14 protein-coding genes and 3 pseudogenes are annotated in these 16,665 nt (G+C 39.8%); 15 read left to right on the plus strand and 2 right to left on the minus strand.

Annotated elements, in window-relative coordinates; all coding sequences use genetic code 11:
* A partial coding sequence (locus tag MBEAL2_RS09430; RefSeq protein WP_369405488.1) for a phage antirepressor KilAC domain-containing protein occupies nucleotides 1-901 on the plus strand: 901 nt, incomplete at its 5' end.
* Between the two features lie 372 nt (nucleotides 902-1,273).
* Nucleotides 1,274-2,776: a malate:quinone oxidoreductase gene (locus MBEAL2_RS09435; RefSeq protein ID WP_047152067.1), complete on the plus strand. Its 1,503-nt coding sequence runs from the start codon at nucleotides 1,274-1,276 to the stop codon at nucleotides 2,774-2,776.
* 483 nt (nucleotides 2,777-3,259) lie between these two features.
* On the opposite strand, the gene MBEAL2_RS09440 is transcribed toward MBEAL2_RS09435, so the two are convergent.
* Nucleotides 3,260-3,457, minus strand: coding sequence for a hypothetical protein (locus tag MBEAL2_RS09440; protein WP_047152068.1), 198 nt, complete (start codon nucleotides 3,455-3,457; stop codon nucleotides 3,260-3,262).
* A 454-nt stretch (nucleotides 3,458-3,911) separates the two neighbouring features.
* Here MBEAL2_RS09440 and MBEAL2_RS32795 point away from each other — a divergent pair.
* From MBEAL2_RS32795 to MBEAL2_RS09495, 12 genes and pseudogenes are all read left to right on the plus strand, one after another.
* Nucleotides 3,912-4,250: pseudogene (locus MBEAL2_RS32795) on the plus strand (LytS/YhcK type 5TM receptor domain-containing protein); the annotation flags it as partial.
* A gap of 24 nt (nucleotides 4,251-4,274) precedes the next feature.
* Nucleotides 4,275-4,451, plus strand: a pseudogene (locus tag MBEAL2_RS31720) (ATP-binding protein); the annotation flags it as partial.
* A 214-nt stretch (nucleotides 4,452-4,665) separates the two neighbouring features.
* Nucleotides 4,666-4,866, plus strand: coding sequence for a cold-shock protein (locus MBEAL2_RS09450; protein WP_047152070.1), 201 nt, complete (start codon nucleotides 4,666-4,668; stop codon nucleotides 4,864-4,866).
* A gap of 401 nt (nucleotides 4,867-5,267) precedes the next feature.
* Nucleotides 5,268-5,468: a cold-shock protein gene (locus MBEAL2_RS09455; protein ID WP_047152071.1), complete on the plus strand. Its 201-nt coding sequence runs from the start codon at nucleotides 5,268-5,270 to the stop codon at nucleotides 5,466-5,468.
* Between the two features lie 167 nt (nucleotides 5,469-5,635).
* On the plus strand, nucleotides 5,636-7,060 hold the full coding sequence (cshA, locus tag MBEAL2_RS09460; RefSeq protein WP_047152072.1) for a degradosome RNA helicase CshA: 1,425 nt from the start codon (nucleotides 5,636-5,638) through the stop codon (nucleotides 7,058-7,060).
* 15 nt (nucleotides 7,061-7,075) lie between these two features.
* Nucleotides 7,076-9,155, plus strand: a pseudogene (locus MBEAL2_RS09465) (RNA degradosome polyphosphate kinase).
* Nucleotides 9,156-9,262: 107 nt separating this feature from the next.
* Complete coding sequence (locus tag MBEAL2_RS09470) at nucleotides 9,263-9,526, plus strand: hypothetical protein (RefSeq protein ID WP_047152073.1); 264 nt, start codon at nucleotides 9,263-9,265, stop codon at nucleotides 9,524-9,526.
* Nucleotides 9,527-9,804: 278 nt separating this feature from the next.
* Nucleotides 9,805-10,203 (plus strand): mercury resistance transcriptional regulator MerR, encoded by a 399-nt coding sequence (merR, locus tag MBEAL2_RS09475; protein WP_047152074.1) that lies wholly within the window; start codon nucleotides 9,805-9,807, stop codon nucleotides 10,201-10,203.
* A 460-nt stretch (nucleotides 10,204-10,663) separates the two neighbouring features.
* Entirely contained in the window at nucleotides 10,664-12,853 is a 2,190-nt protein-coding gene (locus tag MBEAL2_RS29130; RefSeq protein ID WP_052947619.1) for a GH25 family lysozyme, read from the plus strand.
* Nucleotides 12,854-13,056: 203 nt separating this feature from the next.
* A complete protein-coding gene (gene bioF / locus MBEAL2_RS09485; RefSeq protein WP_047152075.1) occupies nucleotides 13,057-14,289 on the plus strand; it encodes an 8-amino-7-oxononanoate synthase in 1,233 nt (410 codons plus the stop codon).
* A complete protein-coding gene (locus MBEAL2_RS09490; RefSeq protein ID WP_082129863.1) occupies nucleotides 14,270-15,028 on the plus strand; it encodes a 6-carboxyhexanoate--CoA ligase in 759 nt (252 codons plus the stop codon). The genes bioF and MBEAL2_RS09490 overlap by 20 nt, the downstream gene beginning before the upstream one ends.
* 52 nt (nucleotides 15,029-15,080) lie before the next feature.
* Nucleotides 15,081-15,527 carry an SgcJ/EcaC family oxidoreductase gene (locus MBEAL2_RS09495; RefSeq protein ID WP_047152207.1) on the plus strand — a complete coding sequence of 149 codons (447 nt, stop codon included), beginning with the start codon at nucleotides 15,081-15,083 and terminating at the stop codon, nucleotides 15,525-15,527.
* A gap of 212 nt (nucleotides 15,528-15,739) precedes the next feature.
* On the opposite strand, the gene MBEAL2_RS09500 is transcribed toward MBEAL2_RS09495, so the two are convergent.
* A complete protein-coding gene (locus MBEAL2_RS09500) occupies nucleotides 15,740-16,291 on the minus strand; it encodes a general stress protein (RefSeq protein ID WP_047152077.1) in 552 nt (183 codons plus the stop codon).
* A 203-nt stretch (nucleotides 16,292-16,494) separates the two neighbouring features.
* Between MBEAL2_RS09500 and MBEAL2_RS31040 the strand changes: the two genes are divergently transcribed.
* Complete coding sequence (locus MBEAL2_RS31040; RefSeq protein WP_439644848.1) at nucleotides 16,495-16,650, plus strand: lmo0937 family membrane protein; 156 nt, start codon at nucleotides 16,495-16,497, stop codon at nucleotides 16,648-16,650.
* Nucleotides 16,651-16,665 lie beyond the last annotated feature (15 nt).

Consider the following 16,665-nt stretch of genomic DNA (forward strand, 5'->3'; position numbering starts at 1 on the left):
GGAGAAAGTCGTGTCTATAAAAACGAAATTTCTTTCAACAACTGCTTTATCAAAAGAGATAAAGATGGCAGGAAAGGACTTATTTAATTTACTTCAAGAGAATGGATGGATTGAACGTAAGGATGATACATGGGTATTAACTCAAAAAGGAATAGATAAGGGAGGAATTACAAAAACTGATACCAAAATAGGCTCCTGGATTGCGTGGCCAGAGGAAATTAAAAATGAGTCTCTGTTTAATAAGAAGGAAGAAGAAACTAAATTACTAAATGCAACTTATCTAGCCCAGAAATTCAATATTTCCAAGTTTCGACTAAATCCTATTCTTTCTGAATTAGGGTGGATTGAAAGAGAAAGAAAAGGATGGATTTTGACTAAACTTGGGCAATCAGTGGGTGGAAAACAGTTTGAGCATGAAAAAACTGGAATCCCTTTTGTATGTTGGCCTCAAAATATTTTAGAAAATAAAAGATTACTGGAAACATTTAAAGAAGTACAGGGCGAAAACCAGGAAGAGAAAATAGAAGAAACAGTAGGAGAGGTTGGTTTTAGGGAAAAGTTTGAAGCAAAATTGAGAACAGCAGATGGGCACTATGTACGCTCAAAAGCTGAAATGCTTATAGATAACTGGCTTTATATGTCTGAGATAGTTCATGCTTATGAACGTAAATTGCCTGTAGAAGAAGATGTATATTGTGACTTTTATCTTCCGGTTGGCAAAGTATATATAGAATATTGGGGACTAGAAAATGACGAGAAGTATGCTAATAGAAAAGACAAAAAGATTCAAATATACAATAAGTATGGATTTAACCTAATTGAATTGAATGATACAGATATACAAAATCTAGATGATGTTTTACCAAGAAAACTTTTAAAGTTTGGAATCCAAGCATATTAAAGGGACTAATAAGTAACGGTACTCCAACCAACCCCCTCTGATGTAAGTTTAGTCATTTTCTATCATAGGAAAGAGAGATAGAATTGGAAATTAAACGGCTCATTTTTTATGTGATCAAACTATTGAAAAATGGCTCAATATTAAATTATCAAATACAACAGGTGGCTTTTTTATTGCCCATTATTCAGAGAGTATGCGTTTTGCAATACCCTCTATTATATAATTGTAAAAAATATTTTTAATCTGTAAATAATAGTGATAAACTATTATAGAGTTATAATTGATCCAGAAAGGGTGTGTGACTAGGTCGCGCCTGGCTTGCTGTGGCGCCTACATCCTTTCTGCAAATCTTAGGGTAGAAGGACGGTAAAAATGAGTAACAGACAAACTACAACAGACGTTATCTTAATTGGTGCCGGAATCATGAGTGCGACTTTGGGAACACTACTGAAAGAATTAGTACCGGACTGGAAAATTACAGTGCTTGAGAAGCTCGCAAACGCAGGAGAGGAAAGTTCTAACGAATGGAATAATGCGGGAACGGGGCATTCAGCACTGTGCGAACTTAACTACACCGTCGAAAAACCGGACGGATCCATAGATATTAGCAAAGCTGTAAAAATTAATGAACAGTTTCAGCTTTCAAGACAGTTTTGGTCTTATCTTGTAAACAGCAATCTGATACGTAATCCGCAGGACTTTATCATGCCATTGCCTCATTTGAGTTTAGTAGAAGGGGAAGAAAATGTAACGTTTTTAAAAAAACGTTTTGAAGCGCTGTTAAACAATCCCCTGTTCCAAGGGATGGAATTTTCCGATGACCCTCGAAAACTGATGGAATGGATTCCGCTTATTATGAAAGACCGTAAATCGAATGAACCTATAGCGGCAACAAAAATCGACTCTGGAACTGATGTCAATTTTGGCGCTTTAACACGCATGTTGTTTGACCACTTAAAGAATAAAAACGTCGATATAAAATTCAAACATAATGTTGATGATATTAAACGTACTAGCGACGGCTCGTGGGAATTGAAAGTGCGTAATGTCGATAGCGGTACCGTCGAACGCCATACTGCAAAATTCGTCTTTATCGGCGGTGGCGGAGGAAGCCTGCCTTTACTGCAAAAATCCAATATTCCTGAAGGAAAACATATTGGAGGATTCCCGGTAAGCGGACTATTTATGGTGTGTAATAATCCGGATGTTGTAGCGCAGCATCATGCAAAAGTATACGGTAAAGCTAAGGTTGGTGCTCCTCCAATGTCTGTTCCGCATCTTGACACAAGATTTATCGACAATAAAAAATCGTTGCTCTTTGGACCGTTTGCCGGCTTCTCACCAAAGTTTTTAAAAACCGGTTCAATGTTTGATTTGTTAGGTTCCGTAAAACCGAATAATGTCTTAACTATGTTGGCAGCAGGCGCAAAAAACGTTCCATTGACAAAATACCTGATCCAGGAAGTTATGTTATCGAAAGAAAAACGCATGGAAGAGTTACGCGAGTTTATCCCGAACGCCAAAAGCGAGGATTGGGATATAGTGGTAGCGGGCCAACGTGTGCAAGTTATCAAAGATACTGCCCGCGGCAAAGGAACGCTTCAATTTGGTACGGAAGTTATTAGTGCCGCTGATGGCTCGATAGCTGCATTGCTCGGCGCTTCTCCGGGTGCTTCTACCGCCGTTTTTGTCATGCTTGAGTTAATAAAAAAATGCTTCCCGCAACATATAAAAGCTTGGGAACCGAAAATAAAAGAAATGATTCCTTCTTATGGCGTGTCACTATTGGAAAACCCAGATCTTATCCATGAAATTCATACTTCAACAGCGCAGACGCTTGGCTTAGCGGGTAAAAAACAGTACGCATACGCATAGAGACGGTCCTTATTTGTCACGACCATGCCGGATACAGGGGGAAGAACATCTCTACCCACTGATATAAACCAAAGAGGTGCTGGACCATAAAAGAGGCTGCTAGGTTTTATCTAGCATGCCTCTTTTCTTTCCTATTCAGGAATTTATTGGGAGCATAGGTAGCCTCTTTAATATAAAGGAGATAACTTAAATACAACTGTATTTGTACTCACTCTTCAACATCATAGCCTAGATTTTTATGAACTATCTTCGCACTCAATCCTTGTTTATTCATGAAACCACTAAAATCCTCACATAGTAAATTACAGCAAAACTCATTTATAGCAAGTGGCATCCAAATCCTTTGTTCACGCATATTTTCGACCCAAGCATACCGAGACCCAAGCAACCAAATCCCGAAGGATAAAAAACATATATTTTCCCCTGACTTACAATTATGTACCGGTTTTAAAATTCTGAATATTTTAAGGGGCGTAAAAGAATTTATTTATAACTAAATTTAAATTGGGATGATTGTTTTAACTCCTCTATTCGTTCGTTAATCAGTTGCACCTCGTAATATAACCCAATACGTTCTGTCCAATATACTGGTTGAAATATCTTGGATTTAATTTCTTCCTTTAATAATACCAATACCTCAATGTCATTGATGGCGATTAATTCTTTAATGAACTCTTCCAATTGCTTAATCCTCCTGACTACAAGGAATATTTTGTAACTATCATATTGTAGTAAACGTTTTCCATTCAACTGGAAATATAATACAGGAAAAATCTATAAAGGCAGATGAAAAATCTCATATAGGACAGGAGTTATAACACAAGTATGAATAGGTAGATGCCACTTTCTGAGTGGATACGTTTTAAGCCAATATACTTTAATAACGTCGGAGTATTATATGGGGGATTAACCATTTATATGGGCTTTTTCTTCATTCGAATAATCCTTAAGTTTAATATAATTCATGATATAATACAATAAATCGCAATCTTATATATAATTTTTCTTTTTATAACTGAGCAGATAGTGATAATAAAGGTTCGTAACTTTTTGCTATTCTGAAATCTCAGTGATACTAAGAGGAGTATAACGCATGGCAAGTTATTTGATCGTCAATGTTGCCCTGTTTTTGTCGATGGCATTTATTATTCATTATTATATTTGTAAGGAACCCGTTTTCAAACATTCTCCACTAAAGTGGAGGTTAATTCTTGGTTTTAGTTATGGATGCGTAAGTATGGTTCTCATGTTTTTTCGTTATCAAGTTGAGAATGGGTTAGTTGATCTTAGACACCTTCCTATTTTATTAGCTGCTTTCTATGGGGGATGGGCTTCCGCTATTCCTGCATGGATTGTCGCGTCTGTGGCGCGATTCTTTTTGCTTAATCAATTAGGCAGTTATTCTATACCTATTCTTATTCTCGCGCTAGACGCTATCATGGGAGTCGTGCTTCCTCAAATGATTCGGTCTCACCATTTCAAATGGGTTATAACACGTATTCCTAAAGATAGAATTAACAAACTGGGAGAGCCGTTTTATAGTTTGAAGGAAAAAGGGACAGGGCTGGGGATTACTATCTGTAAAAAGATCATTCAAAATCATAATGGAGATATTTCGTTCCATAGTAAGTTAGGGGAAGGGACAGTCGTACATCTTACATTACCGTTGAGCTAGAGGATTTAACAAAGTGGCCTTTTTAGAAAATCAAGAAATACTAAGGGTAACTTATTATGAATGGTTTGATTCCTATCGTGCAGATGATAGAAGAGATGTGCGTTTCTGAGAATTATTCACCCATCAAGTGTTAAAAAATATTAACCTGGGTAAAATAAATTAAGAAAGATTAAGTATAAATTTGTGTGTTTTTACATGCTAGGAGGCGATAAAAATGGAACGCGGTAAAGTAAAATGGTTTAACGGTGAAAAGGGCTTTGGATTCATTGAGCGTGAAGGTGGAGAGGATGTATTTGTGCACTTTTCAGCGATTCAAGGTGAAGGATTTAAATCATTAGACGAAGGGCAAGAAGTTGAATTTGACGTCGAAAATGGTCAACGTGGACCGCAAGCGGCAAATGTACGTAAAGTATGAGTAACGAAACAGTAAACAGACCCTACTTTCAGGGTCTGTTTACTGCTTCACTTGTGGTAAAGTAAAGACCCCTACTCAAAAAAACAGTAGGGGTAAGCATATTACAAGTAAAATGGTTTCTATTAGTATAGCACTATCCTTGAAAATACATACCTATTAGTTCTTGAACCTCTTTGGATGGCAACCAAAGCAGCCCTTCTAGTTTTATTCAATTTAATTGTTGTTATTTGGAAATGAATGTGCTATACTACATTTAAGACTTAATCATGTATTGATATTTATAATTCACATGTTATCAGGGGTTATATTTTCAGTGTGTATGTGACCCGTGATAATATGTGAATTTTTATTTTCTACGGCAAATATCAGCAGCATATTAACTAAACTTTTGGAGGTTCTTCATGAACACAGGTACAGTAAAATGGTTTAACGCAGACAAAGGATTTGGCTTTATTGAATTTGAAGGTGGGGACGATGTATTTGTACATTTCTCTGCCATTACGGGAGATGGCTTCAAATCTCTTGAAGAAGGACAACGAGTAAGCTTTGATATTACGCAAGGAAACCGTGGCGCTCAAGCTGCCAACGTTGTTAAGTTATAAAAGAATAGCAAAAAAGGCTGCTGACAACATCATGTTAGCAGCCTTTTTTGCTAAATAAAATAAGATGATTTCATTTTTGGAGCCTCTACTTCAACGTCAAATGTATGCATAGTACCAAGTAGTTTGGATTATTATAAAATATAAACAAAGAGAAGGTGTTTTTGAGTATGACAACATTTCATGAACTAGGTATAAGCGAACCCATACAAAGAGCGATTACGGCCATGGGTTTTGAAGAAGCGTCTCCCATCCAGGAGAAAGCGATCCCGATTGCCTTGACAGGGAAAGATATTATTGGACAAGCACAGACAGGTACGGGTAAAACAGCAGCCTTTGGTATACCGATTTTACAAAAAATTGACACCGATAATGAATCGGTTCAAGCCATTGTCATCGCACCTACCAGAGAATTAGCCATTCAGGTTTCAGAAGAGATAAACCGCTTGGCGAAATATACGGGGATCCGTTCCCTCCCTATTTATGGGGGACAGTCCATTGAACGTCAAATTAAAGCGTTAAAAAACCGTCCGCAAATCATCACGGGAACACCAGGCAGACTACTGGACCATATCAAACGGAAAACGCTGAGGTTGCATCATATTTCAATAGCTGTACTGGATGAAGCAGATGAAATGTTGGATATGGGATTCCTAGAGGATATTGAGCGAATCCTCAAAGAGACACCGAAAGAAAAACAAACCTTATTGTTTTCTGCGACCATGCCGCGACCTATTCAGAGTCTTGCAGAAAAATTCATGAACCATCCAGAAATCATTAAAATTCAAGCGAAGGAAGTCACGTCTCCAACAGTGGAGCAAGTTTATTATGAGGTAAGCGAGCGTCAAAAGTTTGATGTTCTTTCCCGTTTGTTGGACGTTGAAAACCCAGAATTGACGATCGTATTTGGACGAACAAAAAGGCGGGTAGATGAATTAAATGACGCATTAAATAAGAGAGGATACATGGCCGATGGCTTACATGGGGATCTGAATCAGAATCAGCGGGATGTTGTGATGAAGAAATTTCGTGAGGGAAGCATCGAAATTTTAGTTGCGACAGACGTTGCTGCCAGAGGGATTGATGTTTCAGGGGTGACGCATGTCTACAATTTTGATATCCCTCAAGATCCAGACAGCTATGTTCACCGCATCGGCAGAACAGGTCGAGCGGGTAAGACAGGGGTAGCTGCCACCTTTGTTACGCCGAGGGAAATCGGTCAGCTTCGGACCATCGAAAAAGCTTCAAAAAGCAAAATACATCGCAAATCGGTTCCGACCGTTGCACAAGCCATGGAGTCAAAACAACAGGTAGCGTCAGAAAGGATCATTCAATTAGTTGAAGAGGGTCACCATTCACAGTTTAAGCAAACAGCAAGCGAATTACTCGATCAGTACGATTCAGTTGCCTTAGTTTCAGTTGCCTTGAAGCTGCTGACAAAGGAACAGACAGATGCAGCTATTCAGCTTACTGCAGAAGAACCTCGCCCTTCGAAGAAGCCTGAAAGGAAAGCAAGAAGGAACTATAATGAAAATAAAGGGTTTACGGGAAGAAGCAGAAAAGGTAAGCGAGGGTCCTCTAGCTCATCGTTATAAAGAGGAGATGCTAGAATGAAAGAAAAAACAAATGAAATCGTTGATTTAAGTAATCCGGATTTTTATAACAATAGGGAATTAAGCTGGCTAGCCTTTAATGAACGAGTTCTTCAGGAAGCGATAGACCAGCAAAATCCCTTGCTTGAGCGATTAAAGTTCCTGGCTATTTTTAGTTCTAATTTAGATGAATTTTTTTATGGTGAGGGTAGCCGGGTTAAAAGGCCAGGCTAAGGCTGGATTCAATAAACCGGAAAATAAAGCAGGATTAACCCCCAAACAGCAGTTGGCTCGAATTTCCCAAGAAAATCATCGTCTTGTTAGAATGCAATATGATACTTATCGTCAAAAACTTTTACCAGAACTTCTGGAAGAAAAGATTCGTCTTGTTAACATACTAGATATAACAGAAGCCCAGCACCATTATTTAGAACGGCTATTTGATGAAAATATTTATCCTGTACTTACTCCGATGGCCATTGATGCTTATCATCCGTTTTATATGATGTTAAATAAAAGTATTAATCTTGCAGTATCAATAGGAAGAAATGGAGAAGAAGGAAACAAACTTGCTATCGTACAAGTTCCTGCTGTTCTTGACCGATTTATCAAATTACCAAACGGGGAACAAAATGATTGTTTTATTTTGCTTGAAGAAGTAATTAGCCACTTTATCCATAAATTATTTAAAGGATATGTTGTGCGATCCATTTCAGAATTCCGCATTACACGTAATGCTGATTTGATTATCCATGAAGAGGGAGCAAGGGATTTATTAAAGGAAATCGAAAATGAATTGAAAAAGCAAAAGTGGGGGGAAGCTATCCGGTTAGAAATAACGCAAAATATGGATAAGGATATACTCCGTTATTTACTGAATGTCCTCGAAATTCATAAAAATGACGTATACATTGTAAATGGCCCGCTTGATTTAACTTTTCTGTTCAAGTTTTACGGCAAATTAGCCGATGAGAGGGAACATCTTATTTATGAATCGTACATTCCTCGAATACCGGAAGCTTTAATGGAAAATCATACTATTTTTGAGGTTCTCTCAAAAAAAGATATACTTTTGCACCATCCTTATGACTCCTTTGCCCCCGTTATCGATTTTATTGTTCAAGCAGCTGAAGACCCTTATGTTCTCGCCATTAAACAGACGCTGTATCGGGTTAGTGGGGATTCGCAGATAATTGAAGCATTAAAAAGAGCAGCGGAAAACGGAAAACAAGTAACCGTTCTTGTTGAATTGAAGGCTCGTTTCGATGAAGAGAATAATGTTCAATGGGCCAGAAAATTGGAAAGAGCGGGCTGCCATGTCATTTATGGAGTAAATAATTTAAAAACACACAGTAAAATCACGCTGGTGGTTCGGCAGAAAGAAGGAAAAATAGAGAGATTTGTTCACCTGGGGACAGGTAATTACAATGATATGACAGCTAAAATCTATACTGATATGGGCTTATTAACTTCCAATCCGGAATTTGGTGTTGATGCAACCGACTTTTTCAATTATTTAAGCGGCTACCTTGAAAAGCCAGCCTTCCATCATATATCAACCTCGCCGTTTGATATTCGAGAAGATTTAATTCAATTAATCGACCGAGAAATCGACTCTCATAAAAAGTCAGGAAACGGAAGAATTATTGCACAAATGAATTCCATTACCGATAAGTCCCTTATTATGAAACTATACGAGGCATCCCAGGCAGGAGTGGAAATTGATTTAATCGTAAGAGGAATTTGCTGCCTTCGCCCTGGAATTAAAGGGGTAAGCGAAACGATCCGGGTCCGTAGTATTGTTGGCAGATTTCTTGAACATAAGAGGATTTATTATTTTTATCATGATGGAAAGGAACAAACATATCTTTCCTCTGCTGATTTGATGACTCGTAACATGGAAAATCGTGTGGAAATTCTCTTTCCGATTTGTGCTCCCTATTTAAAGCAGTATGTGAAAAGAATTCTAGATATAATATTAAACGATAATGTAAAGGCACGCCAACAGGATCACTGTGGTCGGTATCATTATGTAGAACGGGGCCATAACGAAGAAGTAATCAATAGTCAAAAGATGTTATTTAATATAGCATATTAGGCATTAATTATAAACAAGATAGCAAATTGGATTTAATGCTGCTGACAACATCATGACAGTAGCTTTTTTATTGCTAAAATAGGATGAAATAAAAGGGATGCTATCATATGGCTAAAATAAATGAAGTCAGGTTAACGGAAGCTGAAAAGAAGTTAATCGAATGGTTGCGAGAAGAAATGTATGTTGATACGTTGCTTGATATACATACGGGCATCCAAAACGAAGCCCGGGAACTGGCTTGGCTGGCGCAGGGATCTTTGAAGAAATTTCCAGACGAGGCAGACAAATTGGCAATTAGAAGTGCAAAAATGCACCAGTTTACAGAAATAATAAAAGAGGCCAGTATTGCCAATATAAATCAGAAAAGCTAAATTACATCCAAAACCCTACCACAATGGGATGAAATTATTTAGTGCCTCATATCATTCAAAGTATAATAAACGTTTTCCATAATATCAATTTCTAAAAAGAAAACCAGTATTTGGTCACATTCAGCCGAATACTGCTTTTTTTTCATCTCAATTATGTAAAAATAGTGGGGTCATTCTAAAAGTCTTGGGGTAGTAAATTTTGCTGTAGCCATATTAGATTTAGATAATAACAGGTTATATATATAAAATATGAATATAATGTATGTGAGGTGAAAAAAGTGGAATTTCGTATTGGAGAACTGGCTGAAAAGTGTAGCGTTAACAAAGAAACCATTCGATATTATGAACGGATAGGTTTAATCCCGAAACCTTCTCGTACCGATTCGGGATACCGGATGTATTCGGAACAAATGATTGACCGGATAAATTTGATTAAACGTATGCAGGAATTAGGGTGTGCATTAAATGAAATTGAAAAATTGCTAACTCTTTTTGACAAAGATGAAGTGAGATGCAAGGATATGTACGATTTCATTGTCCAAAAGTTAGAGAACATACAACATAAAATTGAAGAGCTTAAAAGAATTGAACAGATACTCTTGAATCTAAAAGAAGAGTGCCCTGAAAATAAAGATATTTATGGATGCCCTATTATTGACACATTAACGAGAAAGTAATACGTATTGTCTTTTGTAATAGGTACCAAACATAGTTAAGGAAAAAGATCTATAGCTATAACGGGGGTTACCATAAATAAGCAGGAAATTGATATAAATGAAAATTTGTTAAAGGCAATATTCGTTTTCCTCCTCCGTTGTTTAATTCGCTTTATTTTAAACGTAGACAAATCAACTGTAAATGTTTGGATTTCCACATTTTTTGCTAGTATATTTTCTCTATTATTATATCGTTTGGTTGAAAATTATTTTCCATCATTTACACCTTTAAAAGACAACAGGTTCTCTCTCTTTTTGTAGTATGATTACGTAGGAAAAACATGTTTCATGCCAAAAGCGTGAAGGGAAGGGAAGAGAGAGCCTGAAGACGTTTCATAGATTTAAAAATCTAGTATTATCATTCATACTAATACTAGCCACCCTTAGTTTATTCATCACGAATATTTATGCAGCGGATAATTTGAAAGGTGTTGATCTTTCTCATTGGCAGGGGAACGTTGATTTTGCGAAAATAAAAGCGAGCGGTGTCCAATTTGTTTATGTAAAAGCAACGCAAAGCACAACCTTCACAGATCCAACGTTTGCTACTAATGTAAAAAATGCACGAGACGCCGGCATGCCGATCGGAGCCTATCATTATGCAAAACCAACCGCGCCTTTGAACCTGACCGAGGCGAAAAACCAGGCGACATTTTTTGTCAACACAATGAAAAACAGCGGGTTAACGGATTTTGGTGATGTGATGCCAGTTCTGGACCTTGAAGAACCTAGCACTGTTGGAACGTTAACAGGTGATGATTTAGCGGCATGGGCAAGAACGTTTGTCGACACCGTAAAACAGCAAACAAATCGCCAGGTCCTTCTTTATACAGGTTCGTGGTTTATCGATCTGTATGGAGGTTTTAACGGGAAACTATCCGATCTTCCACTATGGGTTGCAGACTACCAATCTAGCACATCACCAACTCTACCACCAAAGGGCGGCTGGACAGTGTGGACAGTTTGGCAGTACACAGATAAAGGTAGTGTGAACGGAGTAACAGGTACCGTTGATTTAGATGAGGGTCCCGCATCGCTCGAACAGCTTCGCGGCTATATCCCTCCTGGTGCTGCAACTGGTCTTGCTTCGTCAAATGTCAGCTATAATAATGTTACACTTTCTTGGAATGCGACAAGTGCAACGGATAGCTATCTTGTCACAAGAGACGGTGTTTCTGTCTATAGCGGAACAAATACAAGCTTTACCGACAACACCGTATCACCAAAAACAACCTATACATATAACGTCATCTCAAAAAATGTATATGGAAAGACGACAAGTGAAAATTTAACCGTTACAACCAAAGTCGCTCCGCCGGCGGTACCCGCGAACTTTACCGGGATAAGCACGTCAAATACTATATCTTTAACATGGAATCTAGTAACCGATGCAGATAATTATGTGATAGCAAGAAATGATGCTGTTGTTTATACAGGATCTGCCACTACATTTGTTGATTCAAATCTATCACCGAATACAAGTTATACTTATTCTCTTGTTGCAAAAAACGTTTCTGGTGTGAGCAGTGGTACAACGACAACCATTGCGACAAAGCCACCGATTCCAGACAATATAGAAAACCTAACTGCAACAAGTACAACCAACAATGTTTCACTTTCCTGGAATCCATCCACTTATGCTAGCAGTTATGACGTAATAAAAAATGGAGACGTGATTTATTCAGGATCATCAACATCCTTTACAGACAACGCATTAACGGATGATACAGCGTACACCTACCAAGTTGTAGCTAAAAATAGTTCTGGAGAAAGCCCGCATAGTGAGACCACAATCAAAACAAAAATTGCCATCCCAGCTGTTCCGACAAACATCAAAGGATCAAGCAGTTCAAACGCTGTTACCCTTTCATGGCCGGCAGTAGCGAAAGCTGAAAACTATGTGGTCAAACGAAAGGGCAGCGTGATTTACACCGGTCCGAACACAACTTTTACGGATTTAAATCTTACAGGCAGCACAAGTTATACCTATGAAATCGCTGCGCAAAATGTTTCCGGAACAAGCAATGCGGCATCCATTGTTGTCGCAACCAAAACGCCAATTCCCACAACCCCAACTGGAGTTACGGCAACAAGCACGACGAATTCCGTTTCTCTTTCATGGGCACCTTCAAAGTATGCAACCAGTTATAAGGTGATAAGAAGCGGCGTTGTTCTTTATCAAGGATCTGCCATAAGTTTTAAAGACGTAAATGTAAAAGCAAACACGCTCTATACGTATACCATCACGGCGAGCAACGCTCAGGGGGCAAGCCCGCCTGTTACTAAAAAAATCGCAACAAAGCCCATCACCTATATAGTAACAGCAAAAACAACCTATGCTGCTTACTACAGCGGTAATAGGGCAAAAGTGACGGTAACCGTAAAAACAAACGAAGGAAAAGTTGTGAGCGGCGCAAACGTGGCCATGACGATTAAATCACCGAGCGGATCTGTCACAACCATGACAGGAAAAACGGACGCAAGTGGAAACTTTATTTCTGTCTACACCACTGCAAAAAAACCAATCGGAACTTATATTGTAACCGCCAAAACCATATTAAACGGTGTGAATCTTCCGATTGCAACCTGTACGTTTAAAACCGTTTACTAAAAAAACTGCCATTTGGCAGTTTTTTTTCATCGTTCTGCGTTCTGCGGTTTCCTTTTTCAAACGAACCACTCTTGATTCAGTGGATGAATTTCGTTCGCTTTGGTATACTTCCACTAATATTGTCAGAAGCTTTTGGATGTGATAGCGTAGTTATTGTCAACCTAGCATTTTTTTGAGTTAACAATTTATCGGAGGTGTTGGAAGTGAGTGGCTCATCCTATACATATGAGGAACCTGCAGAGAAAAATAGATCCTATCTACAAGAAGCGCTAAACGAGTTAACGAAAAAGGGATTATATCGACAATTGCGACGCATAGAGAGCGCGGCTTCCCATCGGGTTATTATGGAAGGCCGTGAGATGCTGATGTTTGCTTCTAATAATTATCTTGGATTGGCAAATGACCCTAGACTAATCCGGGCCGCTTGCCAGGCAATCGAAAAGTATGGCACAGGATCTTCGGGATCACGTTTGACTACGGGGAACACGATATTGCATGAGCAACTCGAAGAGCGTCTCGCCCATTTTAAAGGCACCGAATCGGCTATTGTTTTCAATACGGGGTATATGGCAAACATCGCAGCCTTGACTTCGTTAGTCGGTGAAGGTGATGTGATCTTCTCGGATGCTTTAAATCATGCAAGCATTATCGATGGCTGCCGCCTTTCGCGGGCACAAACGGTTATTTATCGTCATTCCGATATACTGGATTTGGAGGAGAAATTGAAAGCATCATCTCATTTTCGCCGGCGGCTCATTGTGACAGATGGTGTGTTTTCAATGGATGGAAACATAGCCCCGCTGCCGGATATTGTGTCTCTAACGGAAAGATATAAAGCCTTTGTTATGGTGGATGATGCCCATGCCACAGGGGTGTTAGGCAGCAGCGGCAGGGGAACAGCCGATCACTTCGGGTTAAAAGATAAGATTTCTGTTCAATTAGGAACGTTGTCCAAAGCACTGGGAGCAGAAGGTGGGTATATTGCCGGGAAGAAAGAGTTGATTGACTTTTTGCTGAATCGCGCAAGACCGTTTATTTTTTCTACTGCCCTATCTCCCGGTGTAATGGCAAGTGCCCTCGAAGCCCTGAATATTGTTGAAAATGAACCGGAACGAAGGAAGAGATTACATCATTCTAGTTTGTACGTGCGGCAAGAATTGAGCAGAATGGGTTTCCGGGTCCTGGACGGCGAAACTCCCATTCTTGCTGTACTCATAGGAGAAGCAGAAACTGCTGTTGCTTTTTCTAAGAAACTGGAAACGAATGGGATATTTGCTCCTGCCATTCGTCCCCCCACGGTTCCAGCTGGATCTTCTCGTATTCGCATTACGGTGATGTCCACCCACACGGACGAAGATATTAAAGAATTAATCGAGTCGTTTGGGATAGTAGGAAAGGAAATGGGGGTGATAAATAATGGAAGAAGCATGGTATAGCATTCGAATGAGGGCGGCCGAGGGTGGTGCCCATGAGACAGGGGGTCGACATATTTCTGGTGCTGAACGCCTGGCACGTCGTGAACAGCTAGAAACGTATGCAGCGGAGTTGATTCAACGTGCTTTTTCACATAGCCGGGGTGAGTCTGATTTCGTAAATATTTCCATAGAAAAGCTGCCCTCCTCCATCCTAAAAATCCCTCCTCTTGCACTCTCTACCGAATCGGTGCAGGATGAGGCGGAAGGAAGGGAAAAAGCGGGGCAAATTTTAAAGCAAATAGGGGTATCTGATCCCGCGATTGGAAAAGGCTTAGCTCTCCTCCAAGCAGCAGCAAATTATCGGGGGGCGATCTTGATTCATGGAGAAACTGGAGAAAGGGTAGATGATCGTGGCATAAGAGGAGTTCGAGTATCCCGGATGGATTGGGATCATGATTCCTATTCTAAATGGGCCGAAGAGCATCATCACTTTTGCTCTTCCCGAATTGCAGAAGCCATCGCTCTAGCTTCCAAAGTTTCACATTCCCCATTTACTTTAGCTGAACTGTGCTGGTCGGATGATCCGGATTATATCACAGGGTATGTGGCGAGTCCTCAAATCGGATATAAGCGAATTACACATTTGAAAAAGGTGGGCAATTCATCCGGGGGCCGAATCTTTTTTGTAAACAAAGATATTGATCTGGATTCATATATTCGTTATTTGGAGTTAGAACCCGTATGGATAGGTAAGAAATAAAGACATGGTGCGGGGGAATGCTATTAGAAATAGTAACGAAAAGGGGAAGAAAATGTATCTTACCATAAATGAAATCCAGGCACTATATCAACAACTACTGGAGGCATGGAACAACCGAGATGCCCGTGCAATGGCTGATCTGTTCACAGAGGATGGCGAGAGTATTGGTTTTGACGGGAGCCAGTCGATTGGACGTGAGGAGATATTTGCGCACCTCAAACCTATCTTTGAAGACCATCCTACTGCTCCATATGTAAGCAAAGTTAAAGGTGTACGTTTTCTGGGTTCTGATGCAGCCATTTTACGGGCAATAGCAGGTATGGTGCCTCCGGGACAATCAGATATCAACCCTAAAGTCAACACACATCACACGCTCGTTGTCGTAAATAGCGAAGGGAATTGGCGTATTCAACTTTTTCAGAATACCCCGGCTCAGTTTCATGGAAGACCTGAGTTAGTCGAGCAAATGACAAGAGAGTTAAGAGAATTACTTACGTGAGTCCATAGTTTAACTCAGGTTCATGATTTTTTGCAATTCACTTCTTTAAGGTAAAGCAATTAGAGGAAGCCGAGCATTTATTTGTGGATGTAAAAGATGGTGTGGAAGCACAAAACTACCTGGAGGAGTAACAATACAGAAAAGAGGCTGACTCGAAAAAGTCGATTTTCAACGACCTTTTGAGTCAGCCTCTTTTTGTCTTTTTATGAAGACTACAGATTTTTGTCAATGTCACGACTGGCGATGATCTGGTCGCCCGTATATCCAGCATACATATGAGAATTAAGCGTGTTATTTGTGCGGAATGTATCATATACGCCCGTCCCCCGCGATGCATCCGCGTCTACGAGAACGAGAATCTCGCCTCTGTTGATATATTCCTCGTATTCTCTCGCATGCTCCTCAGGAATCCCCATACCTACAAGTGCACCAACAAGTCCACCTGCTCCGGCTCCGATTGCCGCACCTCCAAGCGTAGCTGTGATCGGTCCTGCTGCAATAATGGGTCCAATTCCGGGGATGGCGAGCGCGCCAATTCCAACGAGCAGCCCTGTTAGCCCTCCAAGTACACCACCGGTCGTTGCCCCCGTGGCAAGCCCTTCTTCCATTTTTGTATCTGTTGCATCCTCAATATCACGCACTTCATCTTTATCTTTTGCAATCACAGAGATGTCTTCCGAACGATAACCTTGATCCTTTAACGATTGAATAGCACGAACTGCTTCTTCATGAGTATGAAAAACACCAACTATTTTTTTATCCATTCGATTCATTCCTCCCTTTCGTATCCGTAGCGGATTAACCACGCTATGTATTTACCCTTTTGGCAGCATAAGCTAAACAAATGCTTGTCATCATCCGCGAGGTTTTCATCTTCGTTTTTATTCCCGTTTATCCCTTTCTGACAAAGGGTAAAATGTAGTATCAAGCAACTAATTTACGGCTGAACAGGAAAGGAGAGAGGATTGTGGGCATTTTAAATACCATTGCACTAGTGCTTCTTGTACTGTGGCTTATTGGGTTTGTTATGCATATTGCAGGGGGAATCATTCATGTTCTCCTTGTCATCGCTGTAGTGATGTTTCTTATAAACCTGGTAACCGGTCGCCGAGGACGCGTTTGAATAAAGAAAAATTCC

This window comes from Aneurinibacillus tyrosinisolvens, from assembly GCF_001015055.1.
Classification (GTDB): domain Bacteria; phylum Bacillota; class Bacilli; order Aneurinibacillales; family Aneurinibacillaceae; genus Aneurinibacillus_A; species Aneurinibacillus_A tyrosinisolvens.

Excerpts from the sequence above, each read along its gene's own strand:
- MBEAL2_RS09450 (WP_047152070.1), top strand. The coding sequence starts at position 4,666 with ATGGAACGCGGTAAAGTAAAATGGTTTAACGGTGAAAAGGGCTTTGGA.
- MBEAL2_RS09435 (WP_047152067.1), top strand. The coding sequence starts at position 1,274 with ATGAGTAACAGACAAACTACAACAGACGTTATCTTAATTGGTGCCGGA.
- MBEAL2_RS09495 (WP_047152207.1), top strand. The coding sequence starts at position 15,081 with ATGTATCTTACCATAAATGAAATCCAGGCACTATATCAACAACTACTG.
- MBEAL2_RS09455 (WP_047152071.1), top strand. The coding sequence starts at position 5,268 with ATGAACACAGGTACAGTAAAATGGTTTAACGCAGACAAAGGATTTGGC.
- cshA (WP_047152072.1), top strand. The coding sequence starts at position 5,636 with ATGACAACATTTCATGAACTAGGTATAAGCGAACCCATACAAAGAGCG.
- MBEAL2_RS09500 (WP_047152077.1), bottom strand. The coding sequence starts at position 16,291 with ATGGATAAAAAAATAGTTGGTGTTTTTCATACTCATGAAGAAGCAGTT.
- MBEAL2_RS09490 (WP_082129863.1), top strand. The coding sequence starts at position 14,270 with ATGGAAGAAGCATGGTATAGCATTCGAATGAGGGCGGCCGAGGGTGGT.
- MBEAL2_RS09470 (WP_047152073.1), top strand. The coding sequence starts at position 9,263 with ATGGCTAAAATAAATGAAGTCAGGTTAACGGAAGCTGAAAAGAAGTTA.